Origin of the sequence: Paenibacillus athensensis (assembly GCF_004514475.2) — a bacterium.
Lineage (GTDB): Bacteria > Bacillota > Bacilli > Paenibacillales > NBRC-103111 > Paenibacillus_AL > Paenibacillus_AL athensensis.
The window spans coordinates 24,859-50,178 of sequence record NZ_MYFO02000012.1 but is presented as its reverse complement, the minus strand read 5'-3'; the positions used below and the strand labels follow the sequence as shown (position 1 = coordinate 50,178).

23 protein-coding genes are annotated in these 25,320 nt (G+C 55.1%); 5 read left to right on the top strand and 18 right to left on the bottom strand.

The window, feature by feature from the left end:
- The 6 genes from B5M42_RS19385 to liaF all read right to left on the bottom strand — a co-directional run bounded on the left by B5M42_RS19385 (position 1) and on the right by liaF (position 6,128).
- The gene (locus B5M42_RS19385) at positions 1-690 is read right to left on the bottom strand and encodes a response regulator transcription factor (RefSeq protein WP_134752746.1); all 690 of its coding nucleotides are present in this window, start codon (positions 688-690) and stop codon (positions 1-3) included.
- A gap of 157 nt (positions 691-847) precedes the next feature.
- A complete protein-coding gene (locus B5M42_RS19380) occupies positions 848-2,449 on the bottom strand; it encodes a S1C family serine protease (protein ID WP_134752744.1) in 1,602 nt (533 codons plus the stop codon).
- A 213-nt stretch (positions 2,450-2,662) separates the two neighbouring features.
- Entirely contained in the window at positions 2,663-3,076 is a 414-nt protein-coding gene (locus B5M42_RS19375) for a YugN family protein (RefSeq protein ID WP_134752742.1), read from the bottom strand.
- A 79-nt stretch (positions 3,077-3,155) separates the two neighbouring features.
- Positions 3,156-3,821 (bottom strand): response regulator, encoded by a 666-nt coding sequence (locus B5M42_RS19370; RefSeq protein WP_209280709.1) that lies wholly within the window; start codon positions 3,819-3,821, stop codon positions 3,156-3,158.
- A complete protein-coding gene (locus tag B5M42_RS19365; protein WP_134752738.1) occupies positions 3,814-4,884 on the bottom strand; it encodes a HAMP domain-containing sensor histidine kinase in 1,071 nt (356 codons plus the stop codon). The genes B5M42_RS19370 and B5M42_RS19365 overlap by 8 nt, the downstream gene beginning before the upstream one ends.
- Before the next feature lie 8 nt (positions 4,885-4,892).
- Positions 4,893-6,128, bottom strand: a complete 1,236-nt coding sequence (gene liaF / locus B5M42_RS19360; RefSeq protein ID WP_134752736.1) for a cell wall-active antibiotics response protein LiaF — start codon at positions 6,126-6,128, stop codon at positions 4,893-4,895.
- Between the two features lie 277 nt (positions 6,129-6,405).
- Between liaF and B5M42_RS19355 the strand changes: the two genes are divergently transcribed.
- A complete protein-coding gene (locus B5M42_RS19355; RefSeq protein WP_134752734.1) occupies positions 6,406-7,698 on the top strand; it encodes an ammonium transporter in 1,293 nt (430 codons plus the stop codon).
- Between the two features lie 221 nt (positions 7,699-7,919).
- On the opposite strand, the gene B5M42_RS19350 is transcribed toward B5M42_RS19355, so the two are convergent.
- The 3 genes from B5M42_RS19350 to B5M42_RS19340 form a co-directional block, all read right to left on the bottom strand.
- Positions 7,920-8,237 (bottom strand): hypothetical protein, encoded by a 318-nt coding sequence (locus B5M42_RS19350; protein WP_230633026.1) that lies wholly within the window; start codon positions 8,235-8,237, stop codon positions 7,920-7,922.
- A 138-nt stretch (positions 8,238-8,375) separates the two neighbouring features.
- Entirely contained in the window at positions 8,376-9,899 is a 1,524-nt protein-coding gene (locus B5M42_RS19345) for a methyl-accepting chemotaxis protein (protein ID WP_167689892.1), read from the bottom strand.
- A 316-nt stretch (positions 9,900-10,215) separates the two neighbouring features.
- Positions 10,216-10,929 (bottom strand): 3D domain-containing protein, encoded by a 714-nt coding sequence (locus B5M42_RS19340; RefSeq protein WP_230633024.1) that lies wholly within the window; start codon positions 10,927-10,929, stop codon positions 10,216-10,218.
- Positions 10,930-11,214: 285 nt separating this feature from the next.
- On the opposite strand from B5M42_RS19340, the gene B5M42_RS19335 reads away from it, so the two are divergent.
- The 3 genes from B5M42_RS19335 to B5M42_RS19325 are packed head-to-tail and all read left to right on the top strand — an operon-like array spanning position 11,215 to position 12,622.
- The gene (locus B5M42_RS19335; RefSeq protein WP_134752728.1) at positions 11,215-11,724 is read left to right on the top strand and encodes a MerR family transcriptional regulator; all 510 of its coding nucleotides are present in this window, start codon (positions 11,215-11,217) and stop codon (positions 11,722-11,724) included.
- Complete coding sequence (locus B5M42_RS19330; protein ID WP_134752727.1) at positions 11,721-12,167, top strand: SRPBCC family protein; 447 nt, start codon at positions 11,721-11,723, stop codon at positions 12,165-12,167. Before B5M42_RS19335 ends, B5M42_RS19330 begins: the two co-directional genes overlap by 4 nt.
- Positions 12,164-12,622 carry an SRPBCC family protein gene (locus B5M42_RS19325; protein ID WP_134752725.1) on the top strand — a complete coding sequence of 153 codons (459 nt, stop codon included), beginning with the start codon at positions 12,164-12,166 and terminating at the stop codon, positions 12,620-12,622. The genes B5M42_RS19330 and B5M42_RS19325 overlap by 4 nt, the downstream gene beginning before the upstream one ends.
- 111 nt (positions 12,623-12,733) lie before the next feature.
- On the opposite strand, the gene thrS is transcribed toward B5M42_RS19325, so the two are convergent.
- Complete coding sequence (gene thrS, locus B5M42_RS19320; protein WP_134752723.1) at positions 12,734-14,668, bottom strand: threonine--tRNA ligase; 1,935 nt, start codon at positions 14,666-14,668, stop codon at positions 12,734-12,736.
- A 369-nt stretch (positions 14,669-15,037) separates the two neighbouring features.
- Positions 15,038-15,985: a putative sporulation protein YtxC gene (gene ytxC / locus B5M42_RS19315; protein ID WP_167689890.1), complete on the bottom strand. Its 948-nt coding sequence runs from the start codon at positions 15,983-15,985 to the stop codon at positions 15,038-15,040.
- A 204-nt stretch (positions 15,986-16,189) separates the two neighbouring features.
- Between ytxC and B5M42_RS19310 the strand changes: the two genes are divergently transcribed.
- Positions 16,190-17,281, top strand: coding sequence for a GGDEF domain-containing protein (locus B5M42_RS19310; protein ID WP_134752719.1), 1,092 nt, complete (start codon positions 16,190-16,192; stop codon positions 17,279-17,281).
- A gap of 58 nt (positions 17,282-17,339) precedes the next feature.
- Here B5M42_RS19310 and B5M42_RS19305 read toward each other — a convergent pair whose 3' ends face one another.
- From B5M42_RS19305 to metA, 7 genes are all read right to left on the bottom strand, one after another.
- Positions 17,340-18,566, bottom strand: a complete 1,227-nt coding sequence (locus B5M42_RS19305; RefSeq protein WP_134752717.1) for an epoxide hydrolase family protein — start codon at positions 18,564-18,566, stop codon at positions 17,340-17,342.
- A gap of 117 nt (positions 18,567-18,683) precedes the next feature.
- Positions 18,684-19,139 carry a MarR family winged helix-turn-helix transcriptional regulator gene (locus B5M42_RS19300; RefSeq protein ID WP_134752715.1) on the bottom strand — a complete coding sequence of 152 codons (456 nt, stop codon included), beginning with the start codon at positions 19,137-19,139 and terminating at the stop codon, positions 18,684-18,686.
- A 98-nt stretch (positions 19,140-19,237) separates the two neighbouring features.
- The gene (gene mqnC, locus B5M42_RS19295) at positions 19,238-20,374 is read right to left on the bottom strand and encodes a cyclic dehypoxanthinyl futalosine synthase (RefSeq protein ID WP_134752713.1); all 1,137 of its coding nucleotides are present in this window, start codon (positions 20,372-20,374) and stop codon (positions 19,238-19,240) included.
- 164 nt (positions 20,375-20,538) lie between these two features.
- Positions 20,539-21,846, bottom strand: a complete 1,308-nt coding sequence (locus tag B5M42_RS19290) for an EAL domain-containing protein (protein WP_167689888.1) — start codon at positions 21,844-21,846, stop codon at positions 20,539-20,541.
- A 180-nt stretch (positions 21,847-22,026) separates the two neighbouring features.
- Entirely contained in the window at positions 22,027-23,199 is a 1,173-nt protein-coding gene (locus B5M42_RS19285; protein ID WP_134752709.1) for a trans-sulfuration enzyme family protein, read from the bottom strand.
- Complete coding sequence (locus tag B5M42_RS19280) at positions 23,199-24,365, bottom strand: aminotransferase class I/II-fold pyridoxal phosphate-dependent enzyme (RefSeq protein WP_209280708.1); 1,167 nt, start codon at positions 24,363-24,365, stop codon at positions 23,199-23,201. The genes B5M42_RS19285 and B5M42_RS19280 overlap by 1 nt, the downstream gene beginning before the upstream one ends.
- A 1-nt stretch (position 24,366) precedes the next feature.
- Positions 24,367-25,305: a homoserine O-acetyltransferase MetA gene (gene metA, locus B5M42_RS19275; RefSeq protein ID WP_134752707.1), complete on the bottom strand. Its 939-nt coding sequence runs from the start codon at positions 25,303-25,305 to the stop codon at positions 24,367-24,369.
- Between the last annotated feature and the right edge of the window lie 15 nt (positions 25,306-25,320).

Below are 25,320 nucleotides of genomic sequence, written 5' to 3'. Positions count from 1 at the left end.
TCAATTCTCTCCTCTCAACACATACCCGGCCCCACGGACCGTCTGAATGATACGCTTGTGACCGTGCTCCTCGGTTTTTTGCCGCAAAAGCGCAATGTAGACCTCCAGCACATTCGATTCGCCGCTGTAATCGTAGCCCCAGATTTTTTCCATAATCAAATCGCGCGACAGTACCCGCTTGGGGTTCAGCAAAAACAAATGCAGCAGCTCGAACTCCTTCGTCGTCAGCTCCACCTGCTTGCCTTCGCGGAACACCTCGCGCGTATCCAGATCCATCAAGATATCCTCGTAGCCGAGTCGGTTCGTAGCCTGCTCCTGCCGTTCCGTCCGCCGCCGCAGCAGCACGCGCACCCGGGCCAGCAGCTCCTCCAGCGCAAACGGCTTGACCAGATAATCGTCGGCGCCCAGGTCCAGCCCCTTGACGCGGTCGCTCACTTCATCCTTGGCTGTCAGCATCAGAATCGGCACCTCGCTGCCGCCCTCGCGGATCCGCCGCACCACTTCCCAGCCGTCGATTTGCGGCATCATAACATCCAGGATCAGCAGATCGGGGTCCTCCTCCAGCATTTGCCGAAGACCGTCCATGCCGTTGCTCGCCGTCGTGACGGAATATCCTTCAAAGGCCAGTCCGCGCCGCAGCATGGACGTAATTTTATCGTCGTCGTCTACTACCAGTACTTTTTCTCTCATTGTTTCTGAACCGCCTTTCCGTTTCGCACTCTACCTTATTGTACCAAATGCGCCTACGCAAAAAGAAGAGGAGCCCGCAAGCCGGCGGCCGCGAACTCCCCTTCTCCGATTTGACGGATCGCATCTAACCTTTATCGCTCTCTCTCTAAGTTGCGGATTACTCCGCTTGCTGCTGCTGTTCAAGCAGGGTGTTCTTGTCGCCGACCTCTACGACGATCTCCAGTCGTTTGCCGTCGCGGATGACGCCCAGCGTCACTTTGTCCCCTACTTTGGTCGCTTGAATTTTGGTAATGAGCTCTTGCGTGTTCTTCACCTTCGTGCCGTTGATGTCCACAACCACGTCGTACGGGCGAATGCCTGCTTTGAAAGCCGGGCTTTTGCGCTCCACGCTGCCGACCAATGCGCCGTCTGTGCTATCCAGCTTCAGCTCGCCAAGCCAATCTTTGCCGATATCCTGCAAACCTACGCCGATGTACGGAGTGGGATCCTTAGGAATTTTGACATTATTCTTGAGGTTGTCGAGGACCGAAGAAATCGTGCTGGTCGGAATCGCAAAGCCGATGCCCTGCGCCTGCGCGCTGACTGCTGTGTTGATGCCGATGACTTCGCCGTTCAGGTTCAGCAGCGGTCCGCCGGAATTGCCGGGGTTAATCGACGCGTCCGTTTGCAGCAAGTGCTTGTATTCGCGCGTGCCCTTCTCGTCCGGAATCGTAATCGGGCGCTCCTTGGCGCTCAATACGCCTACCGTAACCGTATGATCAAAGCCGTACGGGTTGCCGATGGCCACGACCCAATCGCCGACGTTGACGTCTTCGGCTTTGCCGAGCGGCAGGATTGGGAAATCCTTGTCGCCGTCGATTTTCAGCGCGGCCAGATCCAGATCGTAGCTGTTGCCGAGCAGCTTGGCAACGAACGGTTTGTCGTAGCCTTGGACCGTGATGTGGATTTCGTCGGCGCCGTCCACTACGTGCTCATTCGTTAAAATATAACCGGATTTTTCAAAAATGAAACCCGTACCCATTCCGGCCGCTTGCAGCTCACCGGAGGAATCGTTGTTATCCTGCTGCTGGTCCGGCTGATTGCCGAAATAGTCGTCGCCGAAAAATTGGCGGAAAAACGGATCGTTGAACAAGGAGTTGCCTCCGCTGCGGCTGACCGATTTCTTCTTCACGAACGATTCGACCTTGACGATGGCCGGGCCGGCGTTTTGCGCGATTTGCGCGATATTATTCGGCCGGACCACATCGAGCGCTGCCGTTTTGACGTCGCCCCCCGTACCGCCGCTGCCAGAGGCCGTCTGTCCCGCACCTGCAGTAGCAGCCGCTGCGCTCAGCGGCTCGTGGCCGGTGAACAGGTTCATCTTGTCGGCAGCAAACATCAGGCTGCTGACCACAAGCGCGCCGGCGAGGAACGAAGCGAAGATGCTCTTCGCGGATGAACGCCGCTTGGCCGGCTCCCACGGACCGGGCGGCACCTGACCGCCGCCGACATTTTCGCCCTGATAGCTGAACGGACGCAGCGTCTTGGGCGGCGTTACCTCCACGCTTGAGGTTCCCGTCGAGCTCGTAACCGAGGTTGTTCCGCTTTCCGGCTCTGGCTGCTGATGCTGCTGGTCGCCGAAAGCCGATTTATAAGGACCGTATGAGTAGTAGTAGGAAGGACGCTCCTGATTCGTTTCTGGCTGGCGCTCTTGCTCCCCTTGCGGCTCTTGCTGCGGCTTGAAAAAGTCGCTGTAGTCTTTTTTGTTGTTGTCTTCCATGATCTTACCCTCCCGGATTCGTCAATAATGTAACAAGCGCATGATAGCTGGATAGTAGTAAGTAGGTTGTGTATGCCTTGCTGTCTATGGATCTATCATGCACCCGCAACCTTAAACGAACCTTAAAAAACAATAAAAGGGAGGTAAAAAAACGCCTATAAACAAGGAAAAAAGCTGCGTGCGCAGCCTTGCTTCGCTTTCGCGCCTCGCAGCCTAATGCACCCAGCCCGTCTCCACTTCCTGCAAAACGTCCTTCGCTTCCTTCACCCACTTGTCCTCGATCGCCGCATCGGGGTCCAGCGGGGTTTGGAACTGATCAAGCATCGCGCCCATCGTCTCGGCTTCCGCTTCAACATCAAGCCCCTCGTTGTAGATGTGCTTGAGCACAAACGGCGTGCCGAGCTTGACCAGCGCATCGGTCGACGCGGTGTCGCCTTCAATCCGCCCGTCGACGACTTCAAACGGGATGCGCAGCCATACCTTATGCGCTTCATCCAAATATTTGTCAAAGTAACCGTGATCGTATTCCCAGCCGCCGCCCAGTGCAAATTCATGCTCGTGCAGCTTGTCGCGCACACTGTCGAACGATTCCTGAATCTGATCGAGCTTCGATGATAAAATCTGCATCTTCCGCCACTCCTTGCCTCTAGTTAAGCCTCTTGCGGCTCTAGGGGGTAGCATGCGCGAAAACGGCCGCTTTTATGTGTCAGTTGGCGGATTTCTCCACCCAGCCCTTGCGATGGGCGTAGATGGCCAGCTGCGTGCGGTCGTCCAGCTCGCATTTCATCAGCAGGTTGCTGACGTGCGTCTTGACAGTCTTGATGCTGATAAACAGCTCCTCGGAAATTTCCTTGTTGCTTTTGCCCTCAGCAATCAGCATCAGCACTTCCTTTTCCCGCAGCGTCAGTGCATCTTCTTCCTCATGATGGGCGGTCCGCTGCCGCAGCCCGCGCGCCAGCGCCAATGAAACCTCCGAGGTCATCACCGGCATGCCCTCATAGGCACTGCGTACGGCATGGATCAGCTGGTCGGAGGACACCGTTTTGAGCATATAGCCCGTTACGCCGGATTCCACCGCTTCCACGACCTTCGCTTCCTCCAGAAAGCTGGTCAGCATAATGATTTTGATGCCCGGATATTTCTGCGCGATCGCCTGCGTCGCTTCAATGCCGTTCATAATCGGCATCATTAAATCCATCAGCACAATATCGGGTAAATCCTCGGGCGGCTTGCTCGCCAATACGTCCAAAGCCTGCTTGCCGTTGGCTGCTTCCGCCACCACCACAAGATCGGGCTCCAGCGAAATATAAGTGCGCAGTCCTGTGCGCACCATATCGTGATCATCTACAATCATGATCGAAATGTCACTCATCAGATTCGTCCTCTCTCGTTTGGGAATCGGGGGAAATCCGCTCTGTCGCGGTAAATTTCGGAATTTGCACCTGCACGCGCGTGCCGGCGCCTGGCCGGCTGATGATGTTCACATCGCCGCCAAGCTTCTGCGCCCGTTCGCGCATCGTCGAAAGCCCGTGCGATGCCGAAGGAATGTCGCTGCGGGCAAACCCCTGCCCGTTATCCTGCAGCTGAAGCATGTACTGATGCTCCGTTTCGTAAATCGACAGCTCAAGCTGCTTGGCCGAAGCGTGCTTGACGACGTTGGCCATCGCCTCTTGTATAATCAGAAACAGCTGGTGCTCAATCGCCTCCGACATATCCGAATCCAGCTCGACATGAAGCTGACCCTGGAGCTCATTGGCCCGGCAATATTCCGGGAACCACTTCTCCAGAGCCTCTTGCAGCGTGACATCGTTCAGCTCGATCGGGCGGAGCTGGGAGATCAATCCGCGCATTTGCTTTTGCGCATGATGCGACATTTGAATCAGTTGGTCCATGACGCCGGCCGATGCCGCGGGATTGCGCTCCAAAATTTTGGGCAGCGAGGACGCCGCCATATGAATAGCGAACAGCTCCTGACTGACCGTATCGTGCAAATCGCGCGCCAGACGGCGCCGCTCCTCAATAACCGCGGCCTCTGTCAGCTCCTGCTCGCGCAGCGCTTCCGCCGCTCCGAGCTTTTGCAGCAATTGCACGCGATCCTCCACCGCCTGCGCCATCCGGTTGAACGTCTCGAACAGGTAAAGGAAGGAATCGCCGGGCTCAATCGTCATCCGTCCGGTAAAATTACCTTTGGACATCTCCAGCATCGCCAGCTGCAGCTCGTCAACCTTGCGCTGCCAGCGTTTGGTCGCCACATAGCCCACGCCGAGTGTGACAATCGGCACAATCGTGACCAGCATCGCCTGAAACAACCAGTCCGTAGCGTTCACCTGAAAATATTCAATCACAATGAACAGCACGGACATCGCAATCAAACCCGCGGCGAAAAAATAGCCGAGCAGCTGCCATTTCATATTGAATACACTCAATTTATACATACCCGACCTCATCCGATTTTTTTGATAGTAACATCGCCGATAAACATGCTTGTCGTGATGACCAGCTTGCGGTCCGCTTCTTCATAAGCTGCGGTCTGCGTGCGTACCGTGCGGAAAAAACCGCTCTCCCTGCGCTCCAGCACTTTCATATCGCCGATAAACGAGCTGGCGGAGATCCGAATCTGCACGTCCATGCCGTTGGGAACGAGAATTTTGACATCGCCGATAAAGGCCGTCACGTGAATCCGCGTTTCACCAAGCGGGATAATGGCCCGCGTCAAATCGACCACCGAGTCGCCGATAAAATGTGAGATGAACAACGGCTTGAGCTCCCAAGGCTCTTTGCCAAGATGTACGTCGCCGATAAAGCCATGACGATGAATGGTGTCTCCCGAATCAAAGCTGTTGACAAAATCGCTGTAATGATGATGGTCTTTGCCATAATGCTGGTGTTTGTGAAAATGACGCTCGTCCGGTCTGCGGACTCGTTCGGGACGCAGCGGCTCGCTGGACGGCGGCGGCGGTGGTGACGATGGCGTCGGGTCCGGCAGGGGCGGAACTTGCAGTCCGGCATCCCACGGCTCCTCGTATTTGTTCAAATCGATTTCGCCGTGGATGTCCTTGAGTACGGCCTTCTCCTCTTCGGTCAACTCGCGCTTTCCGGACGCCGACGGCTCCGTTGGAACCGGCGGAACTACTGGCGGTACGACGGGCGGAACCACCGGGGGCACACCCGGCTGAACGCCGCCCATGCCGTGATGCTGCCGTTTCCAGGCATCGCGGTATTGCTCGCGCGCTTCCCGACGCGCATGACGCAGCGCTTCCTTGGTTGCCTTGCGGTCGTCGAATCTCGTGCGCCATTCCTCCGGGCTGTGGCCCTGACCGTGACCGGCACCCGGCTTGCGCGGCCGGAACATGATATTCAGACCGAAAAGAATGAGTGCTACAGGCCCAAGCAGCTGGAACATTTGCCCCAGCGACCAATCGCCCACGCCCAGATTGTGCAGCAGGAAAATCGTGCCGACACCGCTAAGCATCAGGCTCCAGAATGCGCTGCCGTGGCGCATCCCCAGCTGCCAAAGGAATCCGACCACGCCGTAAAAAATCAGAATGACAGGCCAGTAAGTGGTCACGATATATCTAAGATCGATTTCGACCAGCCCGATCTGATTTAGCATGAAGAACACCCCGGCCGCAATCAGCACCAAACCCCAGATCACTCTTTGAAAAATGTGCGGATTCATATCGGTTTCCTCCAATTGATGTACGCTTCTGCTTATTGCTTACCTTTAGTCTATAAGATGAGAGCAGCCTTGAAAAGAGACGCAAGTTTGAAGACAATCTCGGTCTCCAGACCGAGGGACGAAACGCGGTTCAAGCATTTCTGCTCAGAACTGACATAAACACGAATATTAACGTTGTCTATGTTAGTTATTCTTACGTAATTCGTTGACATGCTTATCATCAGACACGTATAATGGGGGCAAATGGCTCGAGGAACGATAAGGAGAGATGAATTTCATGGCAGATTTGAACCAAATCGCCAGCGGTCTGGACACCATATGGGTCGTATTGACCGCAGCGATGATCCTGCTGATGGAGGGTGGCTTCGCGCTGCTGGAGGCAGGTTTTGTCCGGCAGAAAAACGCCGTCAGCATTATCATGAAGGTCTTTGTGGACATTGCCTTCGGCGCACTTATTTTTTATTTTGTCGGCTTTGGACTTATGTATGGCAAGGACGCAGGGGGCTTCATCGGCACGAGCGGCTTTTTCATGGGAGGAGACCTGACACACATCAAATTGTCGATCTCGCATGAAACGTACTGGTTATTCCAATGCGCATTTGTTATCGCTGTCATTTCGATTGTTTCCGGCGCAGTCGCCGAACGGATCAATTTCCGCGCCTACATCTTATATACCGTGGCCATGACGGCGCTGATTTATCCGATTGCCGGCCATTGGGTATGGGCTGTCGGCGGCTGGCTCGGCAAGCTTGGCATGGTCGACTTTGCCGGCTCGGCCGTCATCCACGCGCTCGGCGGCTTCTCGGCGCTTGCGGCAGCCGTGATCATCGGACCGCGGATCGGTAAATTTTCACCGGACGGCACAGCCAATATCGTTCCACCGTCCAACCTGCCGCTCGCATCCGTGGGTGCGTTCATTCTCTGGTTCGGCTGGTTCGGCTTCAACTCAGGCAGCACGCTCAGCGCCACGAACAGCTCGATCGGCCATATCGCCGTCACGACCATGCTCGCAGCAGCAGCCGGCGGCGCAACGTGCATCCTGTTCACGATGTTTCGCTACCGCAAGGCCGACCCGCCAATGGTCATCAACGGCTCGCTGGCCGGTCTCGTCGGTATTACCGCAGGCTGCGCCTTTGTCAGCGATGTCGCCGCTATCATCATCGGCGCCGTTTGCGGCATTGCGATGGTGTATGCTACTGAGTTGCTGGAGTCCAAAGGCATCGACGATCCGGTGGGCGCTTTCCCGGTTCACGGCATCAGCGGCAGTCTCGGCACGATTGCTGTCGGCTTGTTTGCCCAGCCTGACGCCGTCAGCGAAGGCACGTCCGGCCTATTCTACGGCGGCGGCTGGCACCTGCTCGGCGTGCAAGCGCTTGGACTGGTCGTTGTTTGCATCTGGGGCTTCGCGCTGACATGGGGCTTCCTCAAGCTGATCAACCTGATCGTTCCGTTACGCGTCAGCCGCGACGAAGAGCTTGTCGGACTCGATGTCGGCATTCACGGCGTGCCTGCATATAGCCAGGAAGATGGGTTCCTCGACCTCGGTCAATTGAAAAACAGCAATAACTAACATCCATCTGTACGTCTATCTACAACGAAGAAGCTCCCTGTAGCTTGTCATTCGACAAACGGCAGGGAGCTTTTGCATGAAATCCGTTTGACATCGCGCGCCACAATCGCAGCAGAGCACCGCAGCCGGATCGGCCGCTTCAGGAGTCGCGTAAACTCCGGTCTCCGGCCAACGGCAAAAAGCCCGGCACCGTCACACGGCATCGGGCAGCTTTTACAAGTTCAGTTCATTTCCTGTTCAATCTCGGCGGGTACCGAAATGACATCGCTCAGCTTGGATTCGTTCAAAATGACACGGGCCTGCTCAATCTCGGCGCGCAGCTTCTTGACCTGCTCCATCGGCTTCTTGACATAATGAATATATTCCACGGCCAGATGATGATCCGGCTTCTTCCCGGTCAGCATGCGGCGCAGCGGCGACATGGACTGATACGCGCGTTCTTCCTTCATTCTCTTGATCTCGTAGCGTTCCACCACCTGCTCGATCTCAGCAGCCTGCTGCTCCTTGCGAGCAATGTAAGCTTCCAGAAATGGGAACACATCAGCGGCTTTCCTCGGCTTGCCCTGAGGATGTCCGTTCGATAGCAAAGCGTTCAACATGACAACTCACCTATCTCCCCGTGTTAACATTCATTACAATAATTATATTTTACACTATAATTCGTGTTTTGAGAACTCCTATTTTAACATTAAATCGATGCCGACCACGCCAATCGGACTGCCCTTGTCGTCCAAAATCGCCTTGGACAAGGTTACGCAAGGCTTTTTCGTAATAGCTGACACGTATTGCTCGGAAACGAACAATTCGCCTGCCATCGCTTTTTTCCACCATTCACGCCCTTTACCGTTCACCAAACCGGCCTCCGGCAGCGAAAAGACGAACGTTCCATCTGCCCGATTGGACCAGATCGCTTCAATTCCCGCTGTTTTCTGCAAAGCTGACGTGAGTTGCATGGTGTGCTTCTCTTCATCCAAGGTCCGTATGTCAGCTAATAGTACAATGGAGCTGAGCAACTGCTTCATTTCGTTCAGGTTCACGTTGATCGTGCTTTCACCTTTGTGCAAACCGACTGCGGAAATGGCCGCGATCAGCTCGGAGGAGGAGCGGTCAAGGTTGCGGTTAATCTTCTGCAGCATGGCGATTTCCCGGCGCTGCTGCTTCATTTGGCCCAGCGTTTGCTCGACGCTGCTCATCGTGTCGTTCATCAGCTCAACGACGTGTCCGAGCGACCCGGTTGAGTCGGAGACGAGCGCCGATTGCTGCTTGGTCGAATTAGTCGTTCCCGACACCAGATTGTTCACATGCACGATCAGTGAAAAGATGGTATCGATCTTATCCTTGATCACTTTCATTTCCTCGATGCCCAGCGCCACCGATTTCTTCTCTTCCACAACCGCTTCGACGACCTGAGCAACGCCGCTTTCAATCGCCGACAAAATTTCCGAGGAACGCGTCACCGCCTCATGGCTTTGCGTAGCCAGCTTCTTGATTTCCTGGGCCACGACGGAAAAACCGCGTCCCTGCTCGCCGGCCCGCGCCGCTTCAATCGATGCGTTCAGCGCCAGCAGCGACGTCTGATTGACGACCTCGGCGATAAAGCTGTTAATTTCTTCGATCTTGGAGGTATGCGATGTAAGCTCTTGAATTTTCTTCTGCATGATGTCGTTGTTCGTATGCAGCTCATTCATCACCGCGTCGGTGGCGTTCAGCGATTTGCACACATCAACCACGGTATCCTTGGTTTGTTCGCTCTCCCGGTGCATATGCAGCGAAGAGTCAAGAATCTGGTCGGCTGCAGCGGCGACCTGCTGAATGGCCGCGAACGCCTCCTGCAGCTGGCCGACCGCTTGATTGCTGCGCGCCTTCAACTCCTCCTCGCTTTGAATCGAAGCGTCGGCAATCCATGTCAGCTCGCTGATCGAGCGATTGACCTCTTCCACGGCAGCCGCCAGCCGGTCAGCGACAACCTGCGACTCCTGAACAAACGTGCGAATCGTTTCCTGCTGCTGCCGTTCCTCTTCCGCCGCCGCGGCTGACCGAACCGACAATCGGGCAAATAAGGCGATAAACAAAAAAACAGCCAATATGGCAGCCGCAAATGCGCGGTAGGGCAGCCAAACAGCTATTGCGCTTACTACAATGCCAAGCCCAACCATTCCGTAGAACAGAGCTGCGCGTTTTCTTTCAAACCTTACACTCATCTCCATGCTCCTCCCACTGGCTATGCTAGTGTTAGTTTTTGTTACATTATAGCTAATAAATCAGCCGTTGAGAAGAGAAGGGCACAAAAAAAGAGAGACGCTTGTCTCTCCTTTACGCTTATGTTTGCTGGGTCAAACTTATTTGTTTTCCGTTTCGGAAGTCGATTGCTGTTGCTTTTTGTTAGGTACAGATGTTTCGCTCGCGAATTCTACGTCCTGATTCGCTTTTTTGTTTTTGTTTTTCGCCATGTCCATCACCTCCCCTGCAATGGTTATTATGACCGCAGGCAGAGAAGGTTATGTAGGAAATTTCAGGCTAAATGGCCGGAACGGCGGCGACGATTTCTTCCACCAGCTGACGCCAGCTGTCTTCGGTGACCTTTTTGCCGGTTCCTTTTTTGACAACAAAGACCTTGACCGTTTTCTTGCCCCATTCCTTGTACACTTGATCCTTCGTGTCGAAATAAAGATCGATTTTCCGGCCCTTGATCGCACTCCCGATATCGGCGACAACGCCGTAGCCGTAGCCCGGAATGAACAAAACCGTACCGAGCGGAAAAACGTCCGGATCGGCGGCGATCGTCGAAAGCGCCTTGTCGTCGCGCTTGACCTTGATGCCCGAATAGGTGATGCCGTACTCGGGGTCGCCCGGATTTTTGCCTGTCGACTCCTTGCCCGGCGAATAGCCGGTCGCAATCACTTCTACCGCCTTGTACTTCGACAAATCGTCGCTAAGCCGCGGAATGAACTTGTAGTTGGTCGCTTGCTGCTGGTGGTTGAACGTTGGTTCTATAGACGGCTGCACGTAAGGCGCAGGTTGCGGCGACGGCTGGGCTTGAACGCTTGCGACAGGCGCGGGACTGTGGGCAGGCCGGTAAGCAGGACCGTAAACAACGGCTTGCTCGCTGACGGAAGTCGGCTGCGAATCTTCGAGCTGGACCTCCTCTTGCCCCCAAAAAGCAAATAGTAGATTTACAGTCATAAGCATGCTGAACCACTTCGTTTGGCTGAACCACTCTGAAAAAGTCATGTTTCGATACCTCCCCCTACTACTGAAGGTTGTCCAGTTTTGATAGATCTCATACCTGCTGCGCAGATAGACCCATAGATTAGGATGACCAATTGGGCTCCGCTTTATGCGCCCACCCCGAATCAGCAGCCATCAGCGGCAGTTGCCGAGTTGGCTTTGAGCGGCGACAGATCTGCTGCCAGTGGCAACTAAAAACCGCTGCAACTTTCCGCTTGCACCTCACGTAACGTTAGGTGTTACAATGCAATTACCGGCACATGACTCGCGTCTGGAAAGGAGCTGATTATGAAACCTTATTGGAAGGTCGGAGATATCGCCAAGCTGACGGGGCTTACCATTCGCACGCTGCATTTTTACGACCAGATCGGCTTGTTTTCTCCGTCCGGTCAGTCAGACTCCGGCCACCGGCTGTACCATGAGTCGGACTTGCCGCGGCTGCATCAGATTTTATCGTTGAAGGAGCTGGGGTTATCGCTGGAGGAAGTGAAAGCGGTGCTGGACGGAGGGCAAATCAGTCCGCTTGACGTGATGTACATGCAAATGGACCGGATTAAACAACACATTCGTCAGCAGCAAACGCTGCTGGAGCAGCTCGGGCATGTGGTCAAGCATATGCAGGGGGATCACCCGCCCAGCGTAGAAGATTTCACCGCGCTGCTGCAGACGATGAAAACCGAATTCGTCAAGCCGTTTATCGAGCGGCAAACAACATGGGCACAGCATCTGGATCGGCTGGGCGAGCTTTTAGCACAAAAGAATGTAAACGGATTGAATAACGAGGAGGAATCACCATGAACGAACGATTTGTCAAACACGCGACCTTTGTTGTCGAGCGCACCTATGCGGCTACCCCGCAGCGCGTCTATCAAGCCTGGTCCGACCCGGCTGCCAAGGGGAAATGGTTCACCAAGCCGGACATCTTCGAGTTTCGCGTCGGCGGACAAGAGCGGAGCAGCGGCGGACCGCCGGAGGGGCCGGTATTTACTTTTGAAGCCAGCTACATCGACATTATCCCTGAGCAGCGCATCGTCTACACGTATTCTCTAGATATGGGCGATACGCGTTTGTCGGTATCGATTGCAACGGTTGAGCTGATTCCAACGCAGGGCGGCACCAAACTGATTATTACGGAGCAAGGCGCATTCTTCGACGGGCACGATACGCCGGAAATTCGCGAACACGGAACAAATGCGCTGCTGGACGGGCTTGGCAAGGCGCTGGAGGAGGCAGGTCAATGATTCCGACCGCACGTGAAAACGAACTGATCGCCGTCCGCGAATATCCGGTTCCCCGCGAGCTGGTGTATGAAGCGTGGACAACCCCCGAGCTGCTCGCGCGCTGGTGGGGGCCGCAAGGCTTTCGAAATACGTTTCACGAATGCGAGATGCGGCCGGGCGGCACATGGCGCTACACGATGCACGGACCGGACGGCACGGATTATCCGAACCTGAGCGAATTCGTCGAGCTGAGGCCGTTGGAGTGCGTTGTGCTTGACCATCTGGTCGGCCATCAATTCCGGGTCACGGCCACACTGCAAACCGTCGAAGGCGGCACCCAAGTGATTTTCAGCCAGCACTTCAAGCTCAAGAAGGCTTTTGAACAAGCCAAGCCCTATTGTATAGAAGGCAACGAGCAAAATCTTGACCGGCTAGGTGAGCTGCTGGCCGAATTGGCGGCAGATCGCTCTCGGTAGCTTCATGACTTGGCCACAGCAAAAAAAGACCTTATCCGCCACGATGTGCAGGATAAGGTCTTTTGCTGCCGCCGTCCGACATGCGTCGACACCGGCAGATAAGCGGTCAAGCTATTTTTTGCTGCGGATTTCTTCATTGATCATCGCGAGCACTTCATCGACCGGATGGACGCCAAGATCGCCCTGACCGCGCTTGCGCACCGACAGCGTGCCGCCGTTCATTTCGCTTTCGCCGACGACGAGCATGTACGGAATTTTTTCCAGCTGCGCCTCGCGGATCTTGTAGCCGAGCTTTTCATTGCGGTTATCGGCTTCGACGCGGACGCCGGCGAGCCGCAGACGCTCGGTCACTTCATTGGAATACGCCTCGTAAGATGGCGATACCGGGATTACCTTGGCCTGCACCGGCATCAGCCAGGTCGGCAGCGCGCCGGCGAAGTTCTCCAGCAGGAACGCTGTCATACGCTCCATTGTGGAGATGATGCCGCGGTGAATGACGACCGGACGATGCTTTTGTCCGTCTTCGCCGATGTATTCCAACTGGAACCGCTCAGGCAGCAGGAAATCGAGCTGCGCAGTGGACAGCGTTTCTTCTTTTTTCAGCGCCGTCTTGATCTGGACGTCCAGCTTCGGCCCGTAGAACGCCGCTTCGCCTTCCGCCTCGTAGAACGGTAGCCCCAGTTCCTCGACGACCTCGCGCAGCATACGCTGCGACATTTCCCACATCGCATCGTCCGGGAAATATTTCTCGGTATCCTTGGGATCGCGATACGACAAGCGGAAGCGGTAGTCGGTGATGCCGAAATCCTCGTACACCTGGCGGATCAGCTTAATGACACGCGAGAACTCTTCTTTAATCTGGTCCGGACGGCAGAAAATGTGCGCGTCGTTCAGTGTCATCGCCCGCACACGGTGCAAGCCGGTGAGCGCGCCGGACATTTCGTAGCGATGCATCGTGCCCAGCTCGGCCACGCGAACCGGCAGGTCGCGGTAGCTGCGCATATCGCTTTTGTACACCATCATATGATGCGGGCAGTTCATCGGACGGAGCACCAGCTCCTCGTTGTCCAGCACCATCTTCGGGAACATGTCTTCATGGTAGTGATCCCAGTGGCCGGAGGTTTTGTAAAGCTCGACGTTGGCGAGCACCGGCGTGTACACGTGCTGGTAGCCCAAACGCTCCTCCAGATCGACGATGTAGCGCTCCATCGTGCGGCGTACGGTTGCGCCGTGCGGCAGCCACAGCGGCAAGCCCTGACCGACCTCGCGGGAGAAGGTGAACATTTTCAATTCCCTGCCCAGCTTGCGGTGATCGCGTTTCTTTGCTTCCTCCAGCAGATGCAAGTGCTCGTCCAATTGGGCTTTTTTCGGGAAGGCCGTTCCGTAAATGCGCTGCAGCATTTTATTTTTGGAATCGCCGCGCCAGTAGGCGCCGGCTACGCTGAGCAGCTTGAACGCCTTGATTCGGCCTGTTGACGGCAAATGCGGACCGCGGCACAGGTCGAAAAATTCGCCTTGATCGTAGATCGTAATGACGGAATCCTCCGGCAAATCACGAATCAGCTCCAGCTTGAGCGGGTCCTCCAGCTCGCCGAAAATCGTCAAAGCGTCCTCGCGGCTGACGACGCGGCGTACAATCGGCAGATTCTCCTGCACGATGCGCTCCATTTCCTTTTCAATTTTGGTCAAATCTTCAGGGTTAAGCGGCGTTTCCAGATCGATATCGTAATAGAAGCCGTCTTCGATCACCGGACCGATCCCGAGCTTCACGGCTTTTTGCCCGTAAATGCGCTTGATGGCCTGTGCCATCAGATGCGCTGTGCTGTGCCGATAGACTTCCAGCCCGGCTTCCGAATCCACGGTCAAAATTTCCACGTCGGCGTCTTGCTCCAGCGCGAAGGTCAGATCGACCGGCTTGCCGTTCACCTTGCCGGCAATCGCGTTTTTTTTCAGTCCCGGAGAGATCGATTCCGCGACCTGTTCAACCGTTGTGCCGACCGCATATTCGCGGATCGCGCCGTCGGGCAGCTTGATTTGTACTACCATGTGAACTCCTCCTCGTAGGTAAACGAATGAAAATGCAAAAAAGCACACACATCCCAAAGGGACGAGTGCGCTTGATCTCGTGGTTCCACCCTAGTTCGATCCGCCCGCTCCCCGCCTCCGGCAGCAGCTTGCGAATCCTCATCAGCATTCGATAACGGGAATGTCCCGGCGTCGCTTACTGCCGATCTTCGCTGCGGTTCTTCGCAGCCCTTCGGGTTCAGCGGCACGGCTTGCAAAGGGGTAAACGATGGCTTCGCCGAAGGAGCTTGCAGCCGGGGGCTCCTCTCTCTGGACAGCAATGGGTCAATCGTTCGTGTCTTTGCTTGTAACGCCTTTCGAAATCTATTATAAAGTCGGTCGGCCTCAAGGTCAAGGAGACAATTGATCCTGCTTGAAATCGCCGTCGCCCAAATAACCGCTGCAGGTCCGGCAGTAGCCGCACAGCGTCGTCCGGTCTTCAAAAATTTGCGTAATCGTTTTGATTACCGGCATTTCGGGCTCGCGCGTGTGAATATAAATCGTTGCCGGCGACACCGTAATCAAGGTACTGACGATCATATCCTCGAAATTGATGTCCTTGTCCAGCACTTCAAGCTTAAAGGTCGCATCGAACTCATTGGCGTCGATTTGCTCCATCCGGTCGTTCAGAATCATAAATTCATGACCGCCTTTGTGGATCAAATGCGCCGCCGGAATTTTCGCATCCTGAATATAAACGAAATATTGCAGCAGCGAGATGAATTCCTGGTATTGCTTATCCATCATAAACTCGTCGATCGCATATTCTGCGACTTCCCGCAGCTCCTCCATATAATCCGGCAGGCGGAACCGCATGACTCCGTCGATGATCACCAACTGCGACTGCTCCATATAAGCGGAAATTTGCAGGGCCAGCTTGCCCTTTCTGCGCGATTCGCTTTGCCGGGCCTCGTCCGCCGTTATCTCCGGCTCTTCCCCTTGGCCATACAGCAGCTGGCGGCAGTAGCCGACGATTTGCTCCTGCTCCTCCGGCTTGTCGAAGCGGTACTCCCGCTTGACCAGCTCGCGCAAGAGCAGCGGTTCTTTTTCCTCCAGTATATAGCCGGCGAGCGCTGAGCCCACAGCTCCCTTCAGCCCGGTTGACGCCTCCGGTTCCTGCGCCGCGCCGCCTGCAGCCAGCTTGCACCGCACGACCGCATAACGCGGCTGCAGCTCGACCCTGATCTCTACCTGATTCTGCTCGATATGTAAAAGCTGAAGCTCAGCTCCGATCTGGCGGCTGAATGCCTGCGCCTGTATGTCCTCCTTTTCGGAAAACACGATTTCCCATCCATCCATGAGCCCACCCCTTTCCAACTGTCGTTGCAGCCTTCTACAAGTATATGGCCGATCAAAGACAGATATACGGCGAACAATTTGCCAGCGGCCGCTATGAATTGTTTGTCGAATCCTGCAAGAAACGCCTTCCATTTCACAAGATATTCATGGTATGATGAAGAATAAGATTGTATTTTGGCTAGATAGGTTGTGGAGTGAACAAGGATGGATTTCGAAGCGTTTAGTCAGGACAAATTCAATTGGAACCGCAGGTTGCTTAACTTGTATTGGAGCATGGTGATTATACAGGTTCCGATCGAACTCCTTTTCTTCTTTACCTCCCATGCCAGCGTGTCGTTTATTTGGAACTATCTGCTGCTGCCAACGCTCGTCATGGTCGCGGTCATGCTCGTACTGGAGCTTGTCTGCAAGCTGTTCAAGCCTTTTACCGACCACTTTATCATAGTCGGCGGACACTTGATTATCTTTGCCTTCCTGTACTTCAACTACGGCGTGAAGGCCGTCTCGATTCTGATCTTTTTGCCGGTGCTGATTTCGATTTTTTATTTCCAGCCGTCACGCATTTTGCTCTCCGTCTTTTTTGGCCTCCTATCGCTGTTCACCTTATTTTTCCTGAAGCTGGAGCCGAATGCCGGCTACAAGCCTACCGATCTCATCGCGATGATCCCGATTTTCGGCATTGCTTCCTTCGTTTCACTCAACATCATGAACCGCGGCGTCCAACTGCTGCATAACCTCAAAGCGACGACCGAGATGAAGCAGGAACTGATGATTCAGAATATCATTATGGACAAATTGTCCAAGATGGACGCGCTGACTGATCTGTACAACCATATTACCTTCCATGAATATCTGGAGAAGCTGATTGAGCAAAGCGAATCCGGTCATCTGGCCATTCATCTCGCCGTTCTGGATATCGATAATTTCAAGAAGGTCAATGACACATTTGGACATCGGGCAGGCGATACGGTGCTGAAAAAGGTCAGCGGCATCCTCAAGGAGCGCGTTGGTCTGAACGACTTTGTCGCTCGCTACGGCGGCGAGGAGTTTGCCGTGATTTTCACGGAAAAAACGCTGGATGAAGCATTCGAAACGCTGGAAGCGATCCGCTGGCACATTTCGCAAATCACGTATGAGGAGCTGAACGGCAACGCTGTAACCATCAGCATCGGATTAAGCGAATATCGGCCAGGACTCGGCAAGGAAGCGTTGTTCTCCGGAGCCGACCAATGTCTGTACACCGCCAAAAAAACCGGCAAAAACAAAACGGTGATTTTTCAATCGACAGCAAACTAACAAGAGAAAGACTTGGCGATCGTCTCGCGAAGTCTTTTTTACTTGCCGGTAGGTTCCGTTATATCCGTCCGCGAAACGTGCGGCGCAAATCCTCCACCCACAGCCCGGGAATTTCCCACGGGATAAAATGTCCGCCGCGGCTGTGTACGGCAACATGAACGTGGTTATACCACGGCGCCCGGTCGCTGTCGAGAAATTGCAACACGCGCTGCTCGGTTGTGACCCCGGGCGGATTCTCGTAAGCGACAAAGGTCAGCCCGGTCGGCGCCTCGACGACCGGCCAGCGATCATGCGAAGGCGTCCACGGATAGCGGTTGTTGTTGGCATATATTTTGATCGACGATTCAATCGCTTGATTGGCCCAAAATATCGTGGCGTGCGTCAACAGCTCATCCTTCGAAAACACACTTTCAAGATCGCCGTGATTATCGCTCCAAGCCGCCCAGCGCTCCAGCAGCCACGCCAGCATGCCGACCGGCGAATCGTTCAGCCCGTAAGCCAGCGTACCGGGATCAAGCATATGCACGGCAAGGTGGGAAGCGAATCTGCGGTCGAACTTCACGATATCGGCCCGCACCTCATCGGAAATACCATCGGGAATCGGCCGTCCCCCGGCATAATCCCAAGCCCGTTCCCCGTTAAAAAAGCTCAGCTTCAGACCGGAGCCGATATGAATGCCGTACAGCTCGCTGCTGTACTTATGGCCAAGCTGGCCGGTGACCAGCGCCCCGACATCACAGCCCCCTGCCGCATAACGGGTATAGCCGAGCGTTTCGGTCATCAGTTGATGCCAGAGATCGGCGATTTTCCAGAAGTTCATATCCGGACGGGATTGCAGCGGCGTCGAGAAGCCGAACCCCGGAAGTGAAGGCACAATTACGTCGAACGCTTCCTCAGGAGCACCCCCGAATGCCTCGGGATCGGCCAACTGATCGATGACCTTTGACCAGTGCCAGAACGTCCACGGCCAACCGTGCGAAAGAATCAGCGGAACCGGATGCGGCCCGACACCAGCTTTACGCATGAAATGAACGGGAACCCCGTCGAGATCAACGCGATAATGCTCGTACGCATTCAGCTTGGATTCCGCCGCACGCCAGTCGAAGACCTCCAGCCAATATTGAACCAGCTCCTGCAGGTAGCTACGGCGTACGCCATAATACCCGTCTTCGTTACCGGCATCCATCGGCCAACGAGTCGCAGCCAGACGCCGCCGCAAATCGTCCAGCACCTCGTCTGCCACATGAATGGGAACCGACACAAGCGGAAAAGCAGCTTTATGCATCGTATTTTCCCCCTGTCTTGTTACATACCCCTAATTATATCAGAAATTTATATAAGTAACTAATATAATTGGCAAAAAAAACGCGCCCTCGAAAGTGAATGCGAATGCGCAGCTTGCTCAAGCTTGGCCCCCCAAGTCAGCCAGCCTGCGCAATGCGGGCAGCGCAGCGGCGATAGCAACCTGCTCCTGCTCCGTCAACCCGCGGGCAAACGTCGAAAGACCGGCAATTCGCTCCGAACGACGCGATTGAATCACATCGGCCCCCGCCTCTGTGATATGCACCAGCACCACGCGGCCATCCGCCGGATCGGCTCGCCGTTCCACCAGACCATCCCGTTCCAGCCGGGTCACCAGCTGCGTAATCGCCGATTGCGTCACCTGCTCGGTCGCCGTCAGCTCGGTCAGCCGCATCGGACTTTTGCGGGACAACGTATGCAGCACTGACAACGTAGTAAAGCTCAGCTTCTCGACAGCGGGCAGCCGGATCAAAATGCGCGTCAATTCTTCCAAAGCGAGCGCCAGCTCCGTGGTGTTCAGCGCCCTGGAAGCCCCTCCACCGTTATGATTCTCCATCCTCAGTCACCTGCCGATCGGAAATGTAGTTTGCCAGTCCATAATAAAGAACGCCCACCCGGCACAGACAACGTGCGGGCAAGCGCAATGAAGCTTGATTAGTTCTGCATCACAAAATCTTTGTCAACCGTGGCATTCTCATCGTCAAACACGCGCAAAATCTCGTATTTCGTATTGCGCTGCGCCGGGATTTTGCCCGCTTCGCGGATCAGCTTTAAAGTCGAGCCGATGTTGACCTTGTGCGTCGTTCCTGCAGCCGACACGACATTTTCTTCGATCATCGTGCTGCCAAAATCGTTGCAGCCATAACGCAACGTCAGCTTGCCGATCTCCGGCCCCATCGTTACCCACGAGGATTGGAAGTTCGGAATATTGTCGAGCATGATCCGACTGATCGCCAACGTCTTCAGATATTCTTCCGGCGTCGCCTTCTCGACCTTCATATTCGTGTTGTCCGGCTGGAACGTCCACGGAATAAAGGCGAGGAAGCCTGGCGTGCTCAGCCCCTGCAGCGTCACATCGTCCTGCGCGTCGCGAATGCGCAGCAAATGCAGCGCACGCTCCTCCATCGATTCGCCGAAGCCGATGACCATTGTTCCGGTCGTGTGCATGCCAAGCTTATGCGCGGTTTGCATCACATTCATCCAATCGCGCCAGGAGCCCTTGAGCTTGCTGATCTTGCGGCGGGTCCGATCGTCAAGAATTTCCGCGCCGCCGCCCGGCAGCGAATCCAGTCCGGCTTCGTGAAGCTGGCGCACGATTTCCTCCAGCGGCAGACCGTCCGAGACGTCCTTCATCTTCATAATTTCCGCCGGCGAAAACGAATGCATCGTTATCGTAAAACGCTTCTTGATTTCACGCAGCAGGTTTGTATAATAGCTGAACGGCAGGTTCGGATTCGTCCCACCCTGCATCAAAATTTCTGTCCCGCCTACATCAAGCGTCTCCTGAATCTTTTGGAAAATCGTCTCGTCCGGCAGCACGTATCCTTCCGCGGAGCCCGGAGGGCGATAAAACGCGCAAAAGCGGCAGTACACGTCGCAAATATTCGTATAGTTGATGTTGCGTCCGATCACAAACGTCGTAATCGGCTCCGGGTGCCACTTGAGCATAATCTGATTGGCGGCGTGACCCATCTTTTCTATTTGATCGGATTCAAACAGCGTGATGCATTCTTCCACATCGATGCGTCCGCCCGAAACGGCTTTGTGCAAAATACGGTCTATCGGATTCATCCGGTTGCTCACTCCTTATGGCCTTGCGCTTGTTCAGTCTGTTCTTATCGTACCATAAAAACGCGCTCGACGCCTAGCAATCACGGTAAAAAAGCCGCGAAGCGCCTAGTCCCGCCGACGCCGCCAATAGCTTCGCCGGTCGGTTTTGCGCAGAAAAAAAGCAGCTAGGCGCTGTTCGCCTGACGCTGCTGAATTTTTTCCTTCAATCGGTCGAACTGAACGACGCGCTCGCTGGCGCTTTGCATCGGCTGCGGACGGGCAAAATAAAACCCCTGTCCCATCTGCACCTTGAGATGCAGCAGCATGTCCGCTTCTTCCTCGCGTTCAACGCCTTCAGCAATCACTTCGCAGTTGATGTTCTCGGCAAAAAACAAAAGCGCTTTCAAGAGAGATTGCTTCACTGAAAGCTGGTCAATGTTTTGGATGACCGACTTGTCGATTTTGATAATATCCGGAATCAGTTCCGAAATGGATTGCAGGCTCGAATAGCCGGCTCCCGCATCGTCTACGGCAAACCGGAAGCCCTGTGTACGGTAACGGGCCATAATGCTGCCCATATGCGCATAATCGCGAATGTTGTGGCGCTCGGTAATCTCCAGCACGATTTGCGACGGCAAAATATCCGGATACAGCTTCAACTCGTTCAGCAACTGGTCCAAAAACAACGGATGGCTCAGCGAGATCGGCGTGATGTTAATGAACACCTGCTCCTTGATGCCACGGTGATGAATTTCCTGCAGCGCCTTGCGCATGACGAGAAACTCCAGCTTGGACAGCAAATCGGCCTGATAAGCAAATTCAAACAGCTCCGTCGGCGTATGGAACGGCGTATTCTGCGGACCGCGGGTCAATATCTCCCACCCGAAGACATCGCCCTGACGCAAGCACATGATCGGCTGCGCCAAGACGGTAATCGCTTCTTCGTGAATAATCCGGTTCAGCTCCTGACGCGTTCGGGAAAAATGCGGCGGCAGCTTCTTCGTAGCCACCGATTGCGCATAATGCACGGCGCTTTGCACAGCCGCATGCGTATTCTCGATATCGCGGTCAAACAGGTAGGCGCCGGCCTGAAATTGCAGCGAGCCGTGGACAGGAGCCGCACTGCTGGTCTCCAGCTTTTTCTCCAAAAGCTTGCGCAGCGTATAGCCTGTCCGGTTCAGCTCTTCAAAGCCTGACGCATGCGCACCCTTGATAAATATGCAAAAATTTTCGCCGCCATACTGCTTGACGCCGATCACGTCGTCCATCTGCACATGCTCCTTGAGCGCAGCCATCAGCGATTTGCGGATGTGCCGCTGGAGCCGCTCCGTGTGCGAGAACGGGTATGTAGCGAAATAGTGATGGAAATCTTCCAGGTAGAGCAGCAAAAGTCCGCAGTTCTGTCCCTGCCGTCGGAAATGGCGAAGCCGCGACACAATCGGATCTCTCAAGCTGAAATCAGGCGGAAAAAACCGCAGAGAACTGTTCGACAACGGCAATGCCATCATAACCTTCAGGCGTTCTTTCCATTTATGAACAAAATATGAGACTCCCACGCACGCCACCCCTTAATGCCGCAATGCTTATGCAAGATCTGGATATACAATCTAACAAATTATATCATAGAAAAGGGGCGAAACCTATAGTTTCTGTTCCGAAAATCCGGCAAAATTCTACTCGATTTTCAGCGCCTGCTGCAAATCTTCAATAATATCTTCAATATCCTCAAGACCTACGGAATAGCGCACCAGTCCGTCGGTAATACCGCGTGCCAGACGCACGTCCCGCGGCATCGCCGCATGCGACATCATCGCCGGGTACGACAGAATGCTCTCGACGGCGCCGAGGCTGACCGCTACGAGCGGAATCCGCACATTGCCCAACAGCCGCTTCGCCCGCTCGCCCGAGCCAACGTCAAAGGATACGACAGCGCCGTAGCCGAGCGACTGCTTCTCATGGATCTCGCGGCCCGGATGATTGGCCAGCCCCGGATAATAAACGGCGGCGATATCCGGCTGTGCCGACAGCCACTCGGCCAGTCGCCGCGCGCTGCTCTCGTGCGCTTCCATCCGCGCCTTGAGCGTCTTCATGCCGCGGATCAGCAGCCACGAATCCTGGATGCCAAGCACGTTGCCCATGCCGTTCTGGATTTGCTTCATCCGCACGCCCAGCTCGTCGGTTGCGCACACAGCCAGACCGGCCAGCACGTCGCTGTGTCCGCCAAGGAACTTGGTCGCGCTGTGCAGGACGATATCGATGCCCAGCTCAATCGGACGCTGGTGGTAAGGCGTCATGAACGTGTTGTCGAGCATGGTCAGCAGCCCGCGCTCCTTCGCCCAAGCCGCCACTTCGCCGACATCGGTAATTTTCAGCGTCGGGTTGGACGGCGTTTCAATGAATACCGCTTTCGTGTTCGGACGCAAAGCGGCGCGGATTTGCTCTATGTCGGTCATATCGACAAACGTCGATTCAATGTTCATGCGGCTCAGAATCGTCGTCAGCAATCGGTACGTACCGCCATAGACGTCTTCTGTGCAGATGACGTGATCGCCGGCGGACAGCAGCATGAAGGCCGAGGAAATCGCCGCCATGCCGGAAGCGAAGGCAAAGCCGCGGGCTCCGCCCTCCAGCAGCGCGATATAGTCCTCCAGCGCCTGCCGCGTCGGATTGCCCGAGCGCGTATAGTCGTATTCCGGCGTTTGCTCCAAATCGGCCTGATGGAAGGTCGACGCTTGATACAGCGGCACGCTGGAAGCGCCGGTCACTTCGTCGATTTCCGCGCCGAAGTGAATCAGCTTGGTAGCGAAGGAGCCGATCGGGCGGCGTTTGTTATCGGAAGCGCTCATCAGTTACCGCCCCCTTCCAGTTCGGCTTGCGCCTGCTCCAAGGCATGGCCCAGATCGGCGATCAAATCGTCGACATGCTCAATGCCGACAGAAAAGCGCAGCAATCGGTCATCGACGCCCACCTTCTGGCGGATTTCCAGCGGGATGTCGGCATGCGTCTGCACGGCCGGATACGTCATCAGCGACTCGACCCCGCCAAGGCTTTCGGCAAAGGCAATCAGGCGGATATGACGCAGGACCGGCTCGACCAGCCGCGCATCCTTCACCTTAAAGGAGAAAATGCCGGTGTTGCCGCTGGATTGCTTGTTTTGCACCGCATAACCGGGATGCGACTCCAGCGCGGGATAATACACTTCGTCAATCAGCGGATGGGTAAGCAAATAGCGGGCAATCGCCGTAGCGTTCGCTTCATGACGCTCCATGCGCAGCGCCAGCGTCTTCATCCCTCTCATCAGCAGCCAGCTGTCCTGCGGCCCGAGCACGGCGCCGATTGAGTTATGCAGGAACGCCATCTGCTCGGATAGCTCCTTGCCCTTGGTGACGATCAGGCCGGCGAGCACGTCATTATGGCCGCCCAAATATTTGGTAGCGCTGTGGATCACGATATCGGCGCCAAGCTCGATGGGCCGCTGAAGGAACGGCGTAAGGAGCGTATTGTCGACAATCGACACGATCCCTTTTTGCTTGGCCCAGGCGCATACCTGCTCCAGATCGGTAATCATCATCAGCGGATTCGTCGGCGTTTCGATCAGAATGCCCTTGGTATTCGACTGAAACGCTCCCTCCAGCGCGTCAAAATCATTCGTATCCACATAGGTGGACGTTACGCCAAAGCGCGCCATGATTTTTTCCAGCAGCCGGTAAGTGCCGCCGTACAAATCCAGAGATACGATCAAATGATCGCCTTGACTGAAATAGGCGAAAATCGTTTGCAGCGCCGCCATGCCCGACGAACAGGCAAAGCCGGCATCGCCGGACTCCAGCACGGCAATCGCTTCCTCCAGCACCTTGCGCGTCGGACTTTTCGTGCGGGCGTAATCAAAGCCCGTGCTTTGGCCGAGCTTGGGATGACGGAATGCGGTTGCTTGATAGACCGGGAAGCTGACAGCTCCGGTGACGGGCTCTTCGATCGAGCCGATTTGGGCGAGACGGCTTTCCATTTTCATTTTACACTTGTACCTGCCTTTCTGATTTGGCGACATGAAGGTCGTACGGCGTTTCTTGATATACATAGTAGTTCAGCCAGTTGGAGAACAGCAGATTGGCGTGGGCTCTCCACGTAATCCGCGGCTCGCGGGTCGGGTCATCGTTCGGGAAATAGTTCCGCGGCACGGCAATCTCCAGCCCCTTCTTCACATCGCGTTCATATTCCGCTTTCAATGTACAGGAATCGTATTCGGAATGGCCGGTCACAAAAATATGCTTGCCGTCCTTCGTTCCTACGATGTACACGCCGGATTCGTCCGACTCGGACAAAATCTCCAGCTCCTCGTGCACGACAATATCCTCGCGGCGGATTTCCGTATGACGCGATTGCGGCACGAAAAACACCTCGTCGAAGCCGCGCAGCAGCTTCGTATTCGGCACGCCGACCGTATGCGGGAACACGCCGAATACCTTGTGGTCGACCGGATACTTGGGCACGCCGAAGTGATGATATAATCCGGCCTGCGCCGCCCAGCATATATGGAAGGTGGACGTTACGTTCGTTTTGCTCCATTCCATAATCTGCTGCAGCTCTTCCCAATACGTCACGTCCTCGAACGGTATTTGCTCCACCGGGGCTCCGGTAATGATCAAGCCGTCGAATTTCTCTTCTTTGATGTCGTCGAACGTTTTATAAAACATGTCCAGATGCTCGGCGGACGTATTTTTGGAAATGTGGGTTTTCGGATGAAGCAGGACAAAATCGACCTGCAGCGGCGTGTTGCCGATCAAGCGCAGCAGCTGGGTTTCCGTCGTTTCCTTCGTCGGCATCAAATTCAGCAGCGCAATGCGCAAAGGACGAATGTCCTGATGGTACGCCACGGATTCATCCATCGTAAAGATGTTCTCCTGATTGAGTATTTCTTTGGCTGGCAGGTTGTCGGGAACTTTGATCGGCATCCTGATTCACTCCTT

Bases quoted from the DNA above. Each gene is read 5' to 3' on its own strand.
- B5M42_RS19280 (WP_209280708.1), bottom strand. From the start codon at position 24,365: ATGAAAATGGAAAGCCGTCTCGCCCAAATCGGCTCGATCGAAGAGCCC.
- thrS (WP_134752723.1), bottom strand. From the start codon at position 14,668: ATGGTAGTACAAATCAAGCTGCCCGACGGCGCGATCCGCGAATATGCG.
- B5M42_RS19370 (WP_209280709.1), bottom strand. From the start codon at position 3,821: ATGAGTGACATTTCGATCATGATTGTAGATGATCACGATATGGTGCGC.
- B5M42_RS19335 (WP_134752728.1), top strand. From the start codon at position 11,215: ATGAAACCTTATTGGAAGGTCGGAGATATCGCCAAGCTGACGGGGCTT.
- B5M42_RS19380 (WP_134752744.1), bottom strand. From the start codon at position 2,449: ATGGAAGACAACAACAAAAAAGACTACAGCGACTTTTTCAAGCCGCAG.
- B5M42_RS19375 (WP_134752742.1), bottom strand. From the start codon at position 3,076: ATGCAGATTTTATCATCGAAGCTCGATCAGATTCAGGAATCGTTCGAC.
- B5M42_RS19330 (WP_134752727.1), top strand. From the start codon at position 11,721: ATGAACGAACGATTTGTCAAACACGCGACCTTTGTTGTCGAGCGCACC.
- B5M42_RS19285 (WP_134752709.1), bottom strand. From the start codon at position 23,199: ATGAGCGCTTCCGATAACAAACGCCGCCCGATCGGCTCCTTCGCTACC.
- B5M42_RS19300 (WP_134752715.1), bottom strand. From the start codon at position 19,139: ATGGAGAATCATAACGGTGGAGGGGCTTCCAGGGCGCTGAACACCACG.
- ytxC (WP_167689890.1), bottom strand. From the start codon at position 15,985: ATGGATGGATGGGAAATCGTGTTTTCCGAAAAGGAGGACATACAGGCG.
- B5M42_RS19305 (WP_134752717.1), bottom strand. From the start codon at position 18,566: ATGCATAAAGCTGCTTTTCCGCTTGTGTCGGTTCCCATTCATGTGGCA.
- B5M42_RS19385 (WP_134752746.1), bottom strand. From the start codon at position 690: ATGAGAGAAAAAGTACTGGTAGTAGACGACGACGATAAAATTACGTCC.
- B5M42_RS19355 (WP_134752734.1), top strand. From the start codon at position 6,406: ATGGCAGATTTGAACCAAATCGCCAGCGGTCTGGACACCATATGGGTC.
- B5M42_RS19345 (WP_167689892.1), bottom strand. From the start codon at position 9,899: ATGAGTGTAAGGTTTGAAAGAAAACGCGCAGCTCTGTTCTACGGAATG.
- B5M42_RS19340 (WP_230633024.1), bottom strand. From the start codon at position 10,929: ATGACTTTTTCAGAGTGGTTCAGCCAAACGAAGTGGTTCAGCATGCTT.
- metA (WP_134752707.1), bottom strand. From the start codon at position 25,305: ATGCCGATCAAAGTTCCCGACAACCTGCCAGCCAAAGAAATACTCAAT.
- B5M42_RS19365 (WP_134752738.1), bottom strand. From the start codon at position 4,884: ATGTATAAATTGAGTGTATTCAATATGAAATGGCAGCTGCTCGGCTAT.
- B5M42_RS19310 (WP_134752719.1), top strand. From the start codon at position 16,190: ATGGATTTCGAAGCGTTTAGTCAGGACAAATTCAATTGGAACCGCAGG.
- mqnC (WP_134752713.1), bottom strand. From the start codon at position 20,374: ATGAATCCGATAGACCGTATTTTGCACAAAGCCGTTTCGGGCGGACGC.
- liaF (WP_134752736.1), bottom strand. From the start codon at position 6,128: ATGAATCCGCACATTTTTCAAAGAGTGATCTGGGGTTTGGTGCTGATT.
- B5M42_RS19325 (WP_134752725.1), top strand. From the start codon at position 12,164: ATGATTCCGACCGCACGTGAAAACGAACTGATCGCCGTCCGCGAATAT.